Origin of the sequence: Rhodococcus coprophilus NBRC 100603 (genome assembly GCF_001895045.1) — a bacterium.
Taxonomy (GTDB): domain Bacteria; phylum Actinomycetota; class Actinomycetes; order Mycobacteriales; family Mycobacteriaceae; genus Rhodococcus; species Rhodococcus coprophilus.
The window spans coordinates 124697-140130 of the sequence record NZ_BDAM01000006.1 but is presented as its reverse complement, the minus strand read 5'-3'; the positions used below and the strand labels follow the sequence as shown (position 1 = coordinate 140130).

Below are 15434 nucleotides of genomic sequence, written 5' to 3'. Positions count from 1 at the left end.
ACGGGTGGAACGGGCTAGCCTTCTCCCTCATGAAAAAACCGGCGGGCTTCATGGTCTCCGCGTTCACCGCTGTCACGATGGCCGCAGGCATCCTCGTCGGTACGGCCACGTCCACCGCCGAGGCGCGCCCCGCCTCCGTCTGCCCGCCCCGCGTGGACGCCGGGGTCATGGAAGAAATCGCGGACGTATCGGCACCCGAGAACAACCGGACCCTGCAGGACGCTCGAGACAACGTCACCGAGATCGCCGAGTTGTGGGGTGACGCGGGAGACCCGCGCGGCGGATTCGCGGTCGTCTACAAGGAGATCCTCGACACCACCGTCCCGTCGATCGAGCGCGGCGACTACGCCGATTCGCAGTGGGCCGAGGACCTGGCCCTCGACTTCGTGCAGCGTTATCTGGAAGGCGTGTACGCGCATGCGACGGACGTGCCGGTGCCCGCGCCGTGGGAGCTCTACTACCGGACCGCGACGGACTGCGAGCATTCCGGCGGACGTGTGGCGACCAGTGGGATGAGCGCTCATCTGCTGCTCGACCTGCCGGCCGCGCTGGCCGCGGTCGAAACCCCTGTTGAGCGGTGGGACGACTTCAACAAGTACGGCGAAGTCCTCGGCGCGGCGACGCCGAACATCATCCGCGAGATCAAGGCTGATTACGGAACCGATCTCACCGAACTCTTCTCGGTGTCGATCGTGGGCGACGTCATCGGCAGCGACCGTGCCGCCGGGATCTTCTTCCAGACGGTGCGTGCGGTGGCATGGATCAGCAGCCGGGCACTGATGTCCCCGGCGACGGAGGACGCGGGCGAGGCCGCGATGTGGGCCGAGTGGCGCGCTTCGGAGGTCGTTCTCGACACCGCGGAAGCCATCGGGATCTTCTGACCGGCCGAGCGTCGACAGTGTGACGGCTCGTCGGCCTCCTCCAGATCCGATCGGGGCGTCAGCCGAGTTGGGTCACCACGACCCGCACCGTCCCGTACACGGCGGTGCCTGCTGTGACGAGCGCGAAGATCGCGATCCAGATCCCGGCCGGTATCCGGGTCAGTCCCCTCAACTGATCGGCGTCCGAGCCGCGACCGCGCCCCTGACGGTGGGTGCGTGCAAGTTCCAGCACCGGACGTGTCGCGCCGAGCAGCAGGACCCAGGTGATCAGGTACGCGGCGATGTAGCGCACCACGGGGTCACCGAAATACGCGGCCGCACCGACCAGGGCGCCGGCGATGACGACGGAGATGAACCCGTACAGGTTCCGGATCAGCAACAACAGAATTGCGAGCGCGGCGAGGATCGACCACAGCACGGCGGCGGGACGATCGAGGGTCAGAAGTGTCGCGGCCGCGAAGCCGAGCACGGCGGGACCGGTGTACCCGGCGAAGGTCGTCGCGATCATCCCGGGACCGCGAGGATTGCCGGACGAGACCATCACACCGGAGGTGTCGCTGTGCAGACGGATCCCGGAGAGCTTCCGCCCGACCAGTGCGGCCACCAGGGCATGCGAGCCTTCGTGTGCCTGCGTGATGATGTGCCGGGTCCTGAGCCAGAGCGGTCGCACCCACACCAGGACGAGGGCTACGACCGCTGTACCCACCACCAGCCATGACGGGGCGGGCTCGTCGACCGTGGAGACGGCCTGCCACGCGGACTGCACGGCATTCGTGAACGAATCGAGGGTGGAGGCCACCGGTCACCTTTCCATCTCGGGCCGCCGGGTGCGGTCCCGTCGAACTCTCCGAGAGCACGGACGCGTCATCGTACGGTGCGTGCGGAGGGCCCTTGGCCCGCCGATAACCTGGGAGCCATGCTCAACCCTCGCACCACGCAGATTCGTGCGGGTATCGCCGACTCGTGGGCGGTCGGCGTCGGACTCGTCCCGCTCGGTCTCGCGTTCGGAGTGGTGCTGACGCAAGGCGGCTTCGACTGGTGGTGGGCACCGATCTTTTCCACCGTGATCTACGCCGGGTCGATGGAATTCCTCGCGATCGGCCTGATCGGCGCAGTGACGCCCTTGGCGTCGATCGCCGCCGCGACGCTGCTCGTGAACTTCCGGCACGTGTTCTACGGACTGTCCTTTCCGCTGCACCGGATCCGAGGTCGTCTGGGACGGCTCTACGGCGTGTATGCGCTCACCGACGAGTCGTATGCGATCGTCGCTCCCAAGGTGCGGGACGCACTGTCGGGAACCCGGATTCTCACTGTGCAAGTGGTGTGCCAAATCGTGTGGGTCGCGTCCGGCACCGTCGGTGCGTTGATCGGAGCGGTGCTGCCCGCCGGCCTCGCCGGCCTCGAGTTCGCGCTCACCGCGTTGTTCGCAGTGCTCGCCATCGATGCGTTCCGGGCCAACCGCGACGTGCCAGCACCGGTCATCGCACTGGTGTGCGGGCTCGTCGCGCTGCTGATCGCGAAAGACCAGATGCTCGTGATCGGCCTGACGCTGTTCGTCGCGGCTCTGTTCGCCCGGTTCGTCTACCGGAACGCGACAACGAATGCCTGAATCGGTGCCGGGCGCCGGATACGTCTTCGCGGCGCTGTTCGTGATGTTCGTGGTCACGGTCGCGCTGCGAGCGGCCCCGTTCGTGGCGCTGTCCGCTCTGCGCAACTCGGCGTTCGTGGATTTCCTTGGGCGCACGATGCCCGCCGGGGTCATGGTGATTCTGGTGATGTACACGTTGCGCGACGTGGGGTCCACGACGTGGCTGCCCGCGACGATCGGGTTGGCGGGAACGGTGGGGATGCACGTGTGGCGCCGAAACGCCGCTCTCAGCACGGTCGTGGGGACAGGTCTCTACCTCGTCGCGTCCACCGTCTGGTCCTGAACCTTCTTGTCCTGAGTGGTCTGGTCCTGGACCGTGCTGTCTCCAGCTGTGTTGTCTCCAACCGTGGGCTGTTCACCGGCAGGGACCGCTTCGCGCGCGTCGGATTCCCCGGCTTCGGGGAGAGCCGGCCGGCGACTGCGGGCCGCGATCACCGCCGCAACGAACACGGCGATCGCCGCGAGACACTGCGAAATGCCGAGTACCTCGAGCAGGAGCTGTTCTACCCACCCTCGCGACGAGGCGTCGCGCAGCAGATGGTTGGGGCCGGCGAGGAAGACCAGAGCGGCGGGGAGGAGAACCGGCCACCAGGAACGGTAGCGGGGCGCCACGAGCAGTGGGACGAGGAGAAGCGCGTACACCCAGTGGTGGGTCACCGCGATGGGGGCGGCGAGCAGCGACGCGAGGCCCACGATCGCGAGCGCGACCACAGGTTCGTCCGCGCGGAGGAAGCGGTAGGCAGCCCAGGCGGTGGCAGCCACTATGAGTGCGGCACCCACCAGCCAGAGCGCCTTGCTGAGACCCTCCGACAAGTCGAAGCGCGCGATGAGTCCGGTGAGCGCCTGGTTCCGGAAGAATCCGGGGTCGCCCGCGCGGTCGGTGGCGAAGAACTCCTCGGTCCAGAAGAAGACGGTCGATTCGGGGCGTAGCCAGTACCCGAACGCGACGGTCGCGATGAACGCGCCGAACGCCCGTGCCACCGAGGGAAGATCACGGCGGAGCAGCAGAAGGAGGCCGAAGGCAGCCGGCGTGACCTTGACTGCGGCTGCCAGAGCGATGCCCACACCCCGGAAACGCTTCGGGATGACGCCGAGGACGTCGGCGACGACGAGTGCCATCAGCACGATGTTGATCTGCCCGAATGCGAAGTTGGAACGGAACGGCTCGAGTGCGAGCACCACACCGAGCGTCGCCGACGCGACGAGACCGGCGCGGGTGACGTCGAGTCGCCGGTAGACGACCTGCAGAATCCACCAGACCAGGGCGATGAGACCGGCCGTCCACACCACTTGGAGTACGGCGCTGCTCACGAGGGCCATCGGGGCGAACAGAAAGGCCGCGAACGGCGGGTAGATGAACCGGAACCCGGAGTGGCTGAAGAAGCCTTCGGTGTAGAGCGGAGTGTGGTGGAGGAACGCCCAGCCGGCATCGCGGAAGACGTCGAGATCCATCAGGTATTCGGTTGTGGCATCGCGCATGTATCCCGCGACGGTGAGGACCGTGACCACGAGACCCGCCGCGATCAACGCGGACTGCACAGGTCGGGAGCGGACTTCGGTCAACAGCACGGGCGGATACCTCCGGGTCGGAAACGGCTGTGGTTACGTTACACAATCGTTGTACTTTCCGTGGAAGGTGAGAACCGCAACCTCGCAACCTCTTTGGTGCTACCCGGATTACCTGTTTTCTAAATGTGACATCAATCACTTGGGCCTGTGGTCTGGGTTTGCGGGCTCGACTCGTCCCGAACGGAACCCTCGTCGGCCACTCGGCACGCCCGAAATCGTTGGTGCGGCGAATTTTCGCGTGCTGTACTGGCGGTTCATCAGAGAGATGGGGGCATGAATGACCATACGATTCCTAAGACGCGCAATCGCAACCGTTGTCGTGGCCGCAAGCATGTCTGTCGGCCTCGGTGTGGGCGCGGGAACGGCGACGGCCGACACTGTCGAGATTCCGATGACCCGGTGCTGGGGCCTCAGCCCCTACATCGTGGATCAGCCCTATGCGCCGGCGCGGCTGTTCGGATGGCAGACCGAACCGGGGAGGATCGAACTCTCTCTCGCCGACGTCTCCACCCTGTGGTTCTTCGCGGGATACCGGTCCGACGTGCGACTGGACTGGCACAACCGCAGTACCGGTGCGCGCGGCACCCTTGACGACTCCGTAACCGTTGCCTACCCGGGAACCGGGGTGGCGCGTTTCGACATACGGTCGGGTCCCGGCGAAGTCGAGTTCACCGTCAGCGCGGTGAACAGCATTCCGTTGTGGAGTATCCCGACCACATCGTGCGGTGGCGTCGTCAACGTCTGGTAGTCGTACGTCTGGGAACCGCAAACGTAGGTTCGGTCAACTGCATCGGGTCCGGAACCGGCCGGGGGAGTCACATCCCCGGCCGGTTGCTCGCGTCGTCGCACGCTGTCCGCAACATTCCGATAGTGAATAGCTTTGTCGCCACAGAGTTTCACAGGCGAGGGCGGCGGCCAGGGCGAATGCGGCGGCGTGCGAGTTGTCCGGAGATTATTCGGTTCTCTAGTTGAAACAGTAGATAGGTGAATAGTTTCCGGATGTCCGCGTACGTACGTGTACGCCTCCATTCCGCTCTCTACGACACGCACTAGAGCAACCCAGAAACCCCTGTGCAGCTCGCTACCATCGATCGATGGATCCGGTCCGCAACCCGTACGCCCCGGGCGCAGGACAACGCCCGCCCGAACTTGCCGGCAGGGAGAAGCAGCTCGCAGCGTTCGAAGTCGTACTCGAGCGCATCTCGCGCGGCCGACCCGAGCGAAGCGTGGTGCTCACCGGACTGCGTGGCGTCGGAAAAACCGTTCTGCTCAACCATCTACGCTCCGCTGCCATCGCCAAGAGCTGGGGCACCGGCAAGATCGAAGCCCGCCCGGACCAGGGCTTGCGTCGACCTTTGTCGTCCGCGCTTCACATGGCGGTGCGCGAGATCGCGGCCGCGCATCCCGATCCCGAATCCGTCGACCATTTCCTCGGCGTGCTGAAATCCTTCGCGCTGCGTGCCACCGCCGACAAGGGAATGCGCGAACGATGGCAACCCGGGATCGATGCCCCCGCGGTGAAAGGCCGCGCCGACTCCGGGGATATCGAGATCGACCTCGTCGAACTTCTCGTGGACGCCGCGGGGCTCGCCCGCGACGTGGGTGTCGGTATCGCACTGTTCCTGGACGAGATGCAGGACCTCGGGGCGGACGACGTGTCCGCGATCTGCGGGGCTTGCCACGAACTGAGCCAGGACACCGCTCCGCTTATCGTCGTCGGAGCCGGGCTTCCGCATCTGCCCGCCGTGCTGTCGGCGTCGAAGTCGTACTCGGAGCGACTGTTCACCTATCACCGGATCGGTCGTCTCGACCGTGACGCCGCCGATCACGCTCTCATTGCTCCTGCTCAACGTGAGGACGTCGAATTCTCCCAGGAGGCACTGGATCTGCTGTACGAGACGGCGGACGGCTATCCGTATTTCGTGCAGGCGTACGGGAAGGCCACCTGGGACGTCGCGGCGGGCACCCCGATCACCGCCGACGACGTGCGGGTCGCGGCCCCTGCGGCGGAAGAGGAACTGGCAGTGGGCTTCTTCGGCTCGCGCTACGAGCGGGCGACGCCCGCGGAGCGGGAGTACATGCGGGCCATGGCCGATCTGGCGGGCGACGACGGACCGGTGGCAACGTCGAAGATCGCCGCCGAACTCGGCCGTAAACCGGCATCGCTCTCGCCGGCGCGCGACGGTTTGATCAAAAAAGGTCTGATCTACTCCGCCGAACGTGGCTTCATCGGATTCACCGTGCCGCACTTCGGTCGATACCTTCGCGCCCAAACAGACTGAGCAACAGGATGATCCGTGTCATTCATGTGCCTCAGTCGGTCACCCACACAACGGTGTCGTCGAGTGTCGCGCGATCGGTGCGGCAGGTATTCGCCGGATGTGTCTCGTCGGCGTACCCGAACGAGATCGCACACACGATGTCGCGGTCGTCTCCGATGCCCAGTTCACGATGCAGTGCGGTGGAGGCCATCGGTACCGCCGCTTGAGGAACCGCCGCGATCCCGAGCGATTCGGCGGCAAGGAGCATGTTCGCTACATAACCGCCGCAATCCACCGCGCCGTACACCCCGAGTGCCTTGTCGGTGGTGACGACGGCGACGTGAGGTGCTCCGAAGAAACGGAAGTTCTCGAGCATCTGTTCGCCACGACGGGCGTAGTCGTCACGGGCGATACCCAACGCGTTGTAGAGGGCATACCCGGCGTTGCGGCGACGATCGGCGTATTCGCCGCGATACTCCACGGGACCGGCGATATCCGGGTCCAGTTCCCCGGACGCACCCTGCGCATAGACCGCCTCACGCAACCGCTCGGTCGCGGCACCGCTGGTCAGATGTACCCGCCAGGGTTGCGAATTGCACCACGACGCCGTCCGCTGACCCATCCGCAGCATGCGTTCGATGTCTTCGCGCGGCACCTCCTTGGACAGAAAGGCGCGGCAGCTGTAGCGGGAGTCGAGCAGATTCGACAATACGTCGGCAGAACCGGTCATCTGCTCACCATCGCATATCGGCGACGTGCCGAGATTCGTCGGCGTATCCATCCGGCCTCGGATCCCGGTCGCGTGCCCGTCAACGAGGGGCCACCGGGACGGCCACCTCGTTGCGACGGCGGAACGGAACGGTCCAGGGTGGGTCGTAGAACCAGGCGACCGGCGGGCCGGTGGCGGTCCACGCGGTGCCTTCCAGCTTCCTCAGCAGTTCTGCGCTCCGCTCTGCTACTGCTCCGCGCCCGCGGTCGCCGGTGAAACGCAGCACCGCCAGCGTCTCGCTCGGGACCTCGACGAGTTCTACGGATCGGTCCATCGGGGTGGGCAGGGTGGGCATCGTCCATCGCGACGGCATGTAGAAGCGGACCACCGACGAATTTCCCGGCCCTCCGGACTGGGATACCGGCGCGGTCATGGCGATCTTCGACTTGTTGTCGTTGGAGCCGAAGATGTACCCGGCGAGGCGGCGGAAGCCTGTGTCGCGGGCACGTTCCTCGTCTGCGGTCACGGTGGTTTCCGCAGCGATTCGCGGGCCGTACCGGCGGACCTCCAGTCCGCGGACCCGGTCGTGGACGTCGTAACGCGGCTCTTCCGTACCGCGGCGGATGCCTACCAGCGAACCGGCTCCCTTTGCTGCCTCGGTCGCCATGGTCACCACACGCATTTCGGCCTCCCGTCGGGTTGTCCAGCCGTCACCTCCACGGTAGGCCTACTGGACCGACGACAGGCTCGGCAGCGCTGCGACCTGGCGCTTTCATCCGTTCGTGCCGCGGGTGCCCGACCTGTCTGGCGAAATCCCTAGATCACCCGATATTTCCCGATCACACGACGTCCTCCTCGTCCCCGGGTGTGACACGTCGTAGGCCTCGGTACGCGTCGGCCGGGCTTCGGTGGCCTCCGACCACCGCTGCCACTTCGGCCGCGATGGGCATCTCGACCCCCACCTCACGAGCCAGTTCCATGACGGTCGGCGCAGTCCTGACGCCCTCCGCGACCTGTCCGAGTTCGGCTACCGCCTCGTCGACGCTCAGTCCGCGTGCAAGCGCTTCCCCCAGTCTCCGATTACGGGACGCAGGACTCGTACACGTGGCGATGAGATCCCCCATCCCGGTGAGACCGGCGAACGTTCGGGCGTGCGCGCCCATCGCCTCTCCGAGGCGCGTCATCTCGGCGAGGCCGCGCGAGAGGACCATGGCGCGTGTGTTGTCACCGACACGCAAACCTTCTGCCATTCCCGCGGCGATAGCGACGATGTTCTTGAGAATCCCGCCCAGTTCACATCCGAGAACGTCCGTATTTCGGTACACCCGAAAGAGTTTCGAGGCGAACAGAGGTTGGAGGGCCGTGCCGACGGAGTCGTCCTGCATCGCGATCACGGAGGCGGCGGCTTTGCCGTCGGCGATTTCGCTGGCGATGTTCGGTCCCGAGAGCAACCCGACGGGATGGCCGGGAAGACACGCGCTGATCACCTGGGTGGGCCGCAACCGGGTTCCGGGTTCGAGACCTTTTGTGAGCGAAACGATCGGCACCCATGCCCGCAGTTCGTGGGCGAGCGGCTCGAGGGCGGCGCGCACAGCGTAAGAGGGCACCCCGACGACGAGCACATCCGCTTCGTGGGCGGCCTCGTTGATGTCCGCCGTTGCGCGCAGGGTCTCGGGTAGTCGTCGATCACCGAGGTAACGGTGGTTGCGGCGATCGATGTTGATCTCGTCGGCGATCTCCTTGTTCCGTGACCACAGGAGCGTCGGCGTGTTCTGTGCGGCGAGACCGGCAACGGTCGTGCCCCACGAACCCGAGCCGAGAACAACTACGCGAACTGGACGTGCCATGGTGCATCCTCCCTTCGAAGGGGTACGTGCGTACCGGTCACCCTGTCATGCCGCAGTGCCTTTCGAGTTGTGGTTCCCGGCCAGGGGCAGGACGAACCCGATATCGCGGCGACTTTGCCGGCGACGGTCCGCGCGGCACCGGGCGTGGCACGATTGGGTGCGTGACCGGAAAGGCCGACACAGCGCAGCGCCTGCGCGACCTCGCCCTGTTGCGACGGGTGCGCGATCGGATCGATCGTGAGTACGCGCAACCGCTCGACGTGGAAGCGCTGGCCAGGGGAGTGAACATCTCCGCCGGGCATCTGAGCAGGCAGTTCCGCCTCGCTTACGGCGAATCGCCGTACTCGTACCTGATGACCCGACGTATCGAACGTGCCATGGCGTTGCTCCGGCGCGGCGATCTCACCGTCACCGAGGTCTGTTTCGAGGTGGGTTGTTCCTCCCTCGGAACCTTCAGTACCCGCTTCACAGAACTGGTGGGGGTGCCCCCGAGCACCTACAGACGCGAAGCACGCCTTGCTGTGGCCGGCTTGCCTTCCTGCGTGGCGAAACAGGTGACCAGACCGATCAGAAATCGAGAAGCACGGAACGTCGAAACCCAATTACCGTAATCGTCATGGACATCAACATTCACAACACCTTCCTTCCCCACACCGACCCGGACGCCTCCCTGGCGTTCTATCGCGACACACTCGGTTTCGAAGTCCGCAACGACGTCGGCTACGGCGGAATGCGGTGGATCACGGTCGGCGCCGCCGACGGCACAGGTCCCTCCGTGGTCCTCTACCCGCCCACCGCCGATCCGGGCATCACCGAGGACGAGGGCCGCACGGTCGCCGAGATGATGGCAAAGGGAACCTTCGCCTCGATCATCTTGGCCACCAAGGATCTCGACGCCACATTCGCGCAACTGCAGAACGGCGACACCGAAGTCGTGCAAGAGCCGATGGATCAGCCGTACGGTGTGCGCGACTGCGCATTTCGCGACCCCGCCGGCAACATGGTTCGCATACAGGAGACGAGCTGACACGACGCCCGGACACCTCGACGAGAACTCGGCACGCTTCAAGCACTCCCAAGGGCCTGATTGTGGTCGACGAACTACCTCGCAATCCCGGTGGCAAGGTCGTCGAACCCGAACTCCGCGCAGCGTACGGCAGTAAGGATGCGGGCTTGATCGACTGATACGGCGAGTGGTTCCGTCACGCGGGGGGCCAGCGCCCGGTGATCATCTCGGTCATCTCGTTCACCCAGGTGTCGTCGAGGGCGGCGTCCCGGCGGATCAAGATGCGGAAAATCGCGGTCCCCGCGACCACCTCCACGAGCATGGGTAATCGGTCGTCGTCGCGACGCTCCTGACCGAAGCGAGACTCGAATGCGGTCAGATTCCCGGCCAATCGCGCGATCATCATGTTGTGCAATTCCGGGTCGGCAACGGTGTCGGCGATCAGACCCGGCAATGCCGATCGCACCTCAGGCCGGTCGAAGATGACCCGGATCGTCTCGACCAGAACCCTGATTGCATTGCGGATATCTCCCGAATCGTCCGGCATGGGAATCGTTTCGGCAGAAAGCACTGCCTCGTGGACAAGTTGCGCCTTGCCCGACCATCGCCGGTAGATGGCAGCGGTGGTGGTCCCGGCGCGCGCGGCGATTGCCGACAACGACAACGCGGAATAGCCCGTATCGATGATCAATTCGCGGGTGGCGGCAATGATCGAGGCATCAATCCTGCTGTCGCGCGGCCGTCCCGGCGACGGCTGCGCAGACCTCTTGCCATCCTTTGGGCTTTCTGCTGTCATGACTTCACCGTAATTCCAATACGATCTGCATCGTATTTGAGGGAGTGCCTGTGAACTTGAGTCCGCTCGACGAGTATCCGATCCATCAGGCACCTCTGCCGTTGACGTGGCCGACCACGTCTGATCGAAACTTCTACGACCGGTCGTATTTCAACGTGCTCGATCGGGAGGGCCGCTTCATGGCGCTCACCGGAGTCGGCTACTACCCGCGCCTCGGCGTGAAAGACGCCTACTTCGTCATCCGCCGCGGCGATATGCAGACCGCGCTTCACCTCAGCGACGCCATCGACGACGACCGCTTTCACCAGAACGTCAACGGCTACTGTCTCGAAGTAGTCGAGCCACTGCAGCAGCTGCACCTGACACTGGCACAGACCGAGGGTATTTCCGCAGACCTCACATGGCGCGGACTGTTTCCTGCTGCGCTGGAGAAGCCGCACGAGATGCTCACCGAGCGGCGAGTGACTCTGCAGGCGTGTCGCTTCGCCCAGGTCGGGTCCTGGGAGGGGTGGATCGATGTCGACGGCGAACGGCTCGAAGTCAGTCATGACACCAGCGTGGCGAGCCGTGACCGATCGTGGGGGATCAGACCTGTCGGTGAGGCTGAGCCAACCGGCCGGCCGGACGCTTCGTTTGCCGGAATGTGGTGGCTCTACCTACCCTTGGCCTTCGACGACTATCAACTCTTCTTGATCCTGCAAGAGGATTCCGACGGCCACCGTAGCCTCTACGACTGCACGCGCCGCTGGCGGGACGGGCGCATCGAACAACTCGACGGAGTGCGCGCCACCATCGACTACCGGACCGGAACCAGGATTCCCCGGGGCGCCCATGTCGAGTTCATGAACCGTGCAGGGGACCGAATTCAGCTGGATGTCGAGTCGAAGTTGTTCGCGCCTATTGCTTTCGGGTCGGGGTACGGAGGCGACTCCTCGTGGGCACACGGCAGCTGGAAGGGTGGCCCCTTCGCCGAACGCGTCAGCTTCGACCTCACGGACCCGGAGGTGATGGCCCGAGCGCCCTTCAGTCTCATCGACCACGTCGGCAAAGCTGTGTGCACTGAAGCCGACGGGACGGTCCGCGAAGGTGCGGGCTTGTTCGAGCACGGTGTGATCGGCCCGCACCACCCGTCGGGCTTCTCCGACTGGACAGACGTCGCGGCTCGGGCGCCGCTTCAGTGAAGATCGTGACAGCCCTGTTCGGGCCCACGGATGCGGTCGAACGCGCGCAAGTGCTCAAGGAAGCCGGTGCATCCGGTGTATTCACCTTCGAGGGACCGTTCGACGTGTTCACGCCTCTGGTGTTGGCGTCTTCGGTCAAGGGTCTCGACGTGATGTCGAACGTCGCGATCGCATTCCCCCGCAATCCAATTCAACTTGCCCACCAGGCCAACGATCTGCAACTGCTCAGCGAGGGGCGGTTCATCCTGGGTCTGGGCACACAGGTGCGGGCGCAGATCGAGAAGCGCTACGGCACACAGTTCGATCATCCGGTCGCGCGAATGAAGGAATTGGTGGGGGCGTTGCGCGCGATCTTCGCGACGTGGAATGAGGGGCAGCGACTGGACTTCCGCGGTGAGTTCTACCGCCATACCTTGATGACACCGACCTTCGTGCCCGGGCCGAACCCGTTCGGTCCGCCGCCGATCTATCTCGGCGCGCTCGGGCCTCGGCTGACCAAAGCCACCGCAGAAGTGGCCGACGGTCTGTTGGTGATGCCTTTCGGATCGAAGCGGTTCCTGCACGAGACGACGCTGCCGGCCGTTCGCGACGGGCTGGCGGCTGCCGGCCGCAGCGAAGACGACTTCGAGGTGGTGCCCGAGGTCATCGTGTCGGTGGGTACCGGACGGGACGACGACCATGCCTCGACCCGGATGCTGCTGGCGTTCTACGGCTCCACCCCGGCCTACCGGCCGGTGCTCGACGCCCACGGCTGGGGCGATCTGCAACCCGCACTCAACGCGATGTCCAAGCAGGGCCGCTGGCGGGAGATGGCCTCGTTGATCGACGACGACATACTGCACACCATCGCTGCGTGCGGAACCCCGAAAGAGGTCGCCGCGCACATCCGTGATCGCGTCGACGGTGTGTCGGACCGGATTTGCCTGTATCAACCGGGTCCTATCGAGGTCGAGGCGCTCGCCGAAATCGTCGACGCATTGGGGGGATCATCATGCCCTTGACCGCAATCGAATTCGACGAGGTCACCGATGACCGCTACGGCGGCAAAGCGGCCGGACTCGCGCAGTTGCGCCGCCTCGGACTTCCGGTACCGGTGGGGTTCGTCCTTGCTGATGCTGCCGAGTGGGTCAGCATCGATGATGTCGGGGAATGGTTCTCGCGCATGGCCGCAGTCGGTGCTGTACCAGTGGCCGTCAGGTCCTCGGCAGTCGGGGAAGACGGCGGCGACCAGTCGTTCGCCGGACAATACGACACCGTGCTGGGCGTGAACTCCGTCGATGACTTCGCCGCGGCCGTGCAGAGGTGCGCTGCCTCCGTGCGTTCGCGACGCGTCGCGGCCTACAGCGGGAAACCCACCGCCACCATGCATCTGGTGGTGCAGCATATGGTGGACGCGCGCGCCGCCGGCGTTGTGTTCACAGCAGATCCGGCGACCGGCCGGCGTGACCTCACGGTGATCGACGCCGTCGCTGGTCTCGGTGAAGCGCTCGTCGACGGTACGGCGTCCTCAGACCACATTGTCCTGGATTCGGACGGTAACCCGGCCGTTCGCGACGTCGGTGAGGTGCCGGTCTTGTCGCCGGATGAGGTCACCGATATCAGGTCCGGTGCCCTGCGTGCTGCGCAACATTGGGGCAGGCCGATGGATCTCGAGTGGGCGATCGACCAATCCGGCAAACTGTGGTGGCTGCAGGCTCGACCGATCACCAACCTGCCCGGCGATCTGGCCGAGATGGATTCGCCTCTTGCGGGCGCAGACCACGTGTACACGCGCTGCAACATCGGCGAGATGATGCCGGGTGCATTCTGCCCGTTGACCGCATCGGTCTCCGGCTTTGCCATCGACTACGCGATGCAGATGACGCAGGTGGTGGCGCGGGCACAGCAGAGCTACGAGAAGCCGTGGCTACAGGTGGGCTACTTCCATGGCCACATGTTTCTGAACCTGACCGAGGGAACAGCTCTGAGCTCTGGACTCCTGGGCAATTCGCTGGAGCAGTTCTCCACCTCGATCTGCGGGCGGGTGGTCGACGAGCTGAAGCCGAAACCCCCGAAACCTTTTGTGCACAGGCTGATCAACACGGTCCGGCTTACCGCTTACGCGTTGTCCGCCGGCCCCGCGATTCGGCGGCTCGAAGATCAGATCGCCGAGTTTCACATCCCGACCAGCGACGACCCACGGCGCGTGATGTGTCAGTTGGAATCTGGCGTGCAGCAATATTGCGACATCACGCTGACACATGTGCGGTCGTCGTCGCGCGCGGCGGTTGCGGCCAACATTCTCGAAAGTGTCCTGATGAGAAGAGCGGTGAAGAACGGACGAACCGAGGACGAGGGTCGTGCCGAGGCAACCCGGCTCATGGCCGGAGCCTCCGATGTCGAGAGCGCGATGATGCTCGTGGAGCTCGACTCGGTGGTACGCGCCATAGCCGCCACCGACGGGGCCGCCGAGCAGTTCGCGGCAGCAGAGCCGGACGCCGCGGTCAGCCAGCTGCAGTCCACACGAAGCGCCGACGGCGCAGCGTTGAGACAGTTCTTGACCCGTCACGGTCATCGCGGTTACCGCGAGTTGTGCATGCGTGACCCCTCCTGGGCCGAGGATCCTGAAGGGCTGGGCGCGATGATGCAGGTGATGGTCCGTTCGGCGCTCGATCCGACTCGTCGTGAATCGGCAAGCACCCACGTCGAAGCACCCAGATCCTTCACCATCAGATTTCTTGCCCGGTTGGCACAGGGCGGCGCGCGCGGGCGCGAGGAAACGAAATCGAAGATGGTGCTCATGGCGCATGCGCTCAAATTGGGCTACCGCCACCTCGGTGAGGTGCTGGCCGAGACCGGGCGACTGCCTGACTCTGATCTGGTGTTCTTTTTCGACCGTGCCGAATTGACACGGGTCGTCGGTTCGGAAGACATCACCGGTCTCGTGCAGAGTGCGCTGAAGCGTCGGGAAGCGCTGGCGTTCCAGAACTCTCTCGAGTTCGACGATGTGTCTGTCGGACGACCGACCCCGCTGATCGCCCGGCCTGCGCCAGGTGTCACGGGCAATGAGATCATCGGCCGACCCGCAAGTCGCGGGACTGTGGAAGGTGTTGTGCGGGTAGCAAAATCGATGTTCGATGCGCGCGAGCTGCAGCAGGGGGAGATCCTCGTGACGCCGGTGACCGACGTCGGGTGGACGCCGTACTTCACCGTCATCGCGGCGCTGGTCACCGACATCGGCAGCTCGGTGTCCCACGGCGCTGTGGTGGCCCGCGAATTCGGCTTGCCCTGCGTCGTGAACACCTTGGTGGCCACCCAATCGCTCGAGACCGGCGACCGTGTACGCGTGGATGGAGACCGAGGTGTGGTCACCCGTCTCGACCAGCCGTGATTCATACGCTGAACGAGGACTGCCTGGAGAACTGAGCCCGAGTCATCGGTATCACGAATATTGCTGCGTCGGGCGGTCATAGGGTGAGAACGGCGGCAGCGACCTGGTCTGCTGCTACGTGCGGCAGGGCGGTACCCATGTCGTCGAGAACGAGCAGTCGCGCGGG

16 protein-coding genes are annotated in these 15434 nt (G+C 65.0%); 10 read left to right on the top strand and 6 right to left on the bottom strand.

Annotated elements, in window-relative coordinates; genetic code table 11:
- Positions 1 to 29 precede the first annotated feature (29 nt).
- Positions 30 to 881 carry a DUF5995 family protein gene (locus tag RDCOP1_RS11835; protein ID WP_072700708.1) on the top strand — a complete coding sequence of 284 codons (852 nt, stop codon included), beginning with the start codon at positions 30 to 32 and terminating at the stop codon, positions 879 to 881.
- A gap of 58 nt (positions 882 to 939) precedes the next feature.
- Here RDCOP1_RS11835 and RDCOP1_RS11830 read toward each other — a convergent pair whose 3' ends face one another.
- Entirely contained in the window at positions 940 to 1680 is a 741-nt protein-coding gene (locus RDCOP1_RS11830) for a M50 family metallopeptidase (protein ID WP_072700706.1), read from the bottom strand.
- Positions 1681 to 1797: 117 nt separating this feature from the next.
- Here RDCOP1_RS11830 and RDCOP1_RS11825 point away from each other — a divergent pair, with 117 nt between their 5' ends.
- Together RDCOP1_RS11825 and RDCOP1_RS11820 are read left to right on the top strand one after the other, a co-directional pair.
- A complete protein-coding gene (locus tag RDCOP1_RS11825; RefSeq protein ID WP_072700704.1) occupies positions 1798 to 2490 on the top strand; it encodes an AzlC family ABC transporter permease in 693 nt (230 codons plus the stop codon).
- Entirely contained in the window at positions 2483 to 2812 is a 330-nt protein-coding gene (locus RDCOP1_RS11820) for a branched-chain amino acid transporter permease (RefSeq protein WP_072700701.1), read from the top strand. The genes RDCOP1_RS11825 and RDCOP1_RS11820 overlap by 8 nt, the downstream gene beginning before the upstream one ends.
- On the opposite strand, the gene RDCOP1_RS11815 is transcribed toward RDCOP1_RS11820, so the two are convergent.
- Positions 2782 to 4098, bottom strand: a complete 1317-nt coding sequence (locus tag RDCOP1_RS11815) for a glycosyltransferase 87 family protein (RefSeq protein ID WP_084722582.1) — start codon at positions 4096 to 4098, stop codon at positions 2782 to 2784. The two genes, RDCOP1_RS11820 and RDCOP1_RS11815, sit on opposite strands and share 31 nt — an antisense overlap.
- A 331-nt stretch (positions 4099 to 4429) precedes the next feature.
- Here RDCOP1_RS11815 and RDCOP1_RS11810 point away from each other — a divergent pair, with 331 nt between their 5' ends.
- Together RDCOP1_RS11810 and RDCOP1_RS11805 are read left to right on the top strand one after the other, a co-directional pair.
- A complete protein-coding gene (locus RDCOP1_RS11810) occupies positions 4430 to 4846 on the top strand; it encodes a hypothetical protein (RefSeq protein ID WP_084722581.1) in 417 nt (138 codons plus the stop codon).
- Between the two features lie 346 nt (positions 4847 to 5192).
- Positions 5193 to 6380 (top strand): DUF8462 domain-containing protein, encoded by a 1188-nt coding sequence (locus RDCOP1_RS11805; protein WP_072700697.1) that lies wholly within the window; start codon positions 5193 to 5195, stop codon positions 6378 to 6380.
- 31 nt (positions 6381 to 6411) lie between these two features.
- Here the strand turns inward: RDCOP1_RS11805 and RDCOP1_RS11800 are convergent, their stop codons facing one another.
- The 3 genes from RDCOP1_RS11800 to RDCOP1_RS11790 form a co-directional block, all read right to left on the bottom strand.
- Complete coding sequence (locus RDCOP1_RS11800; RefSeq protein ID WP_072700695.1) at positions 6412 to 7089, bottom strand: nitroreductase; 678 nt, start codon at positions 7087 to 7089, stop codon at positions 6412 to 6414.
- A gap of 79 nt (positions 7090 to 7168) precedes the next feature.
- Entirely contained in the window at positions 7169 to 7750 is a 582-nt protein-coding gene (locus RDCOP1_RS11795) for an SOUL family heme-binding protein (protein WP_072700693.1), read from the bottom strand.
- A 157-nt stretch (positions 7751 to 7907) separates the two neighbouring features.
- A complete protein-coding gene (locus tag RDCOP1_RS11790) occupies positions 7908 to 8915 on the bottom strand; it encodes an NAD(P)H-dependent glycerol-3-phosphate dehydrogenase (protein WP_072700691.1) in 1008 nt (335 codons plus the stop codon).
- A gap of 161 nt (positions 8916 to 9076) precedes the next feature.
- Here RDCOP1_RS11790 and RDCOP1_RS11785 point away from each other — a divergent pair, with 161 nt between their 5' ends.
- Positions 9077 to 9526: a helix-turn-helix transcriptional regulator gene (locus RDCOP1_RS11785; protein WP_072700689.1), complete on the top strand. Its 450-nt coding sequence runs from the start codon at positions 9077 to 9079 to the stop codon at positions 9524 to 9526.
- 5 nt (positions 9527 to 9531) lie between these two features.
- Positions 9532 to 9942 (top strand): VOC family protein, encoded by a 411-nt coding sequence (locus RDCOP1_RS11780; RefSeq protein WP_072700687.1) that lies wholly within the window; start codon positions 9532 to 9534, stop codon positions 9940 to 9942.
- A 175-nt stretch (positions 9943 to 10117) separates the two neighbouring features.
- On the opposite strand, the gene RDCOP1_RS11775 is transcribed toward RDCOP1_RS11780, so the two are convergent.
- Positions 10118 to 10717 carry a TetR/AcrR family transcriptional regulator gene (locus tag RDCOP1_RS11775; protein ID WP_072700685.1) on the bottom strand — a complete coding sequence of 200 codons (600 nt, stop codon included), beginning with the start codon at positions 10715 to 10717 and terminating at the stop codon, positions 10118 to 10120.
- A gap of 44 nt (positions 10718 to 10761) precedes the next feature.
- Here RDCOP1_RS11775 and RDCOP1_RS11770 point away from each other — a divergent pair, with 44 nt between their 5' ends.
- Genes RDCOP1_RS11770 through RDCOP1_RS11760 form a run of 3 tightly spaced genes read left to right on the top strand, consistent with a single transcriptional unit; the run spans position 10762 to position 15268 of the window.
- Positions 10762 to 11898: an Rv3169 family protein gene (locus RDCOP1_RS11770; RefSeq protein WP_231922870.1), complete on the top strand. Its 1137-nt coding sequence runs from the start codon at positions 10762 to 10764 to the stop codon at positions 11896 to 11898.
- A complete protein-coding gene (locus RDCOP1_RS11765) occupies positions 11895 to 12899 on the top strand; it encodes a TIGR03617 family F420-dependent LLM class oxidoreductase (protein WP_072700681.1) in 1005 nt (334 codons plus the stop codon). The genes RDCOP1_RS11770 and RDCOP1_RS11765 overlap by 4 nt, the downstream gene beginning before the upstream one ends.
- On the top strand, positions 12890 to 15268 hold the full coding sequence (locus tag RDCOP1_RS11760) for a PEP/pyruvate-binding domain-containing protein (RefSeq protein WP_072700679.1): 2379 nt from the start codon (positions 12890 to 12892) through the stop codon (positions 15266 to 15268). The genes RDCOP1_RS11765 and RDCOP1_RS11760 overlap by 10 nt, the downstream gene beginning before the upstream one ends.
- The last annotated feature ends 166 nt before the right edge of the window (positions 15269 to 15434 follow it).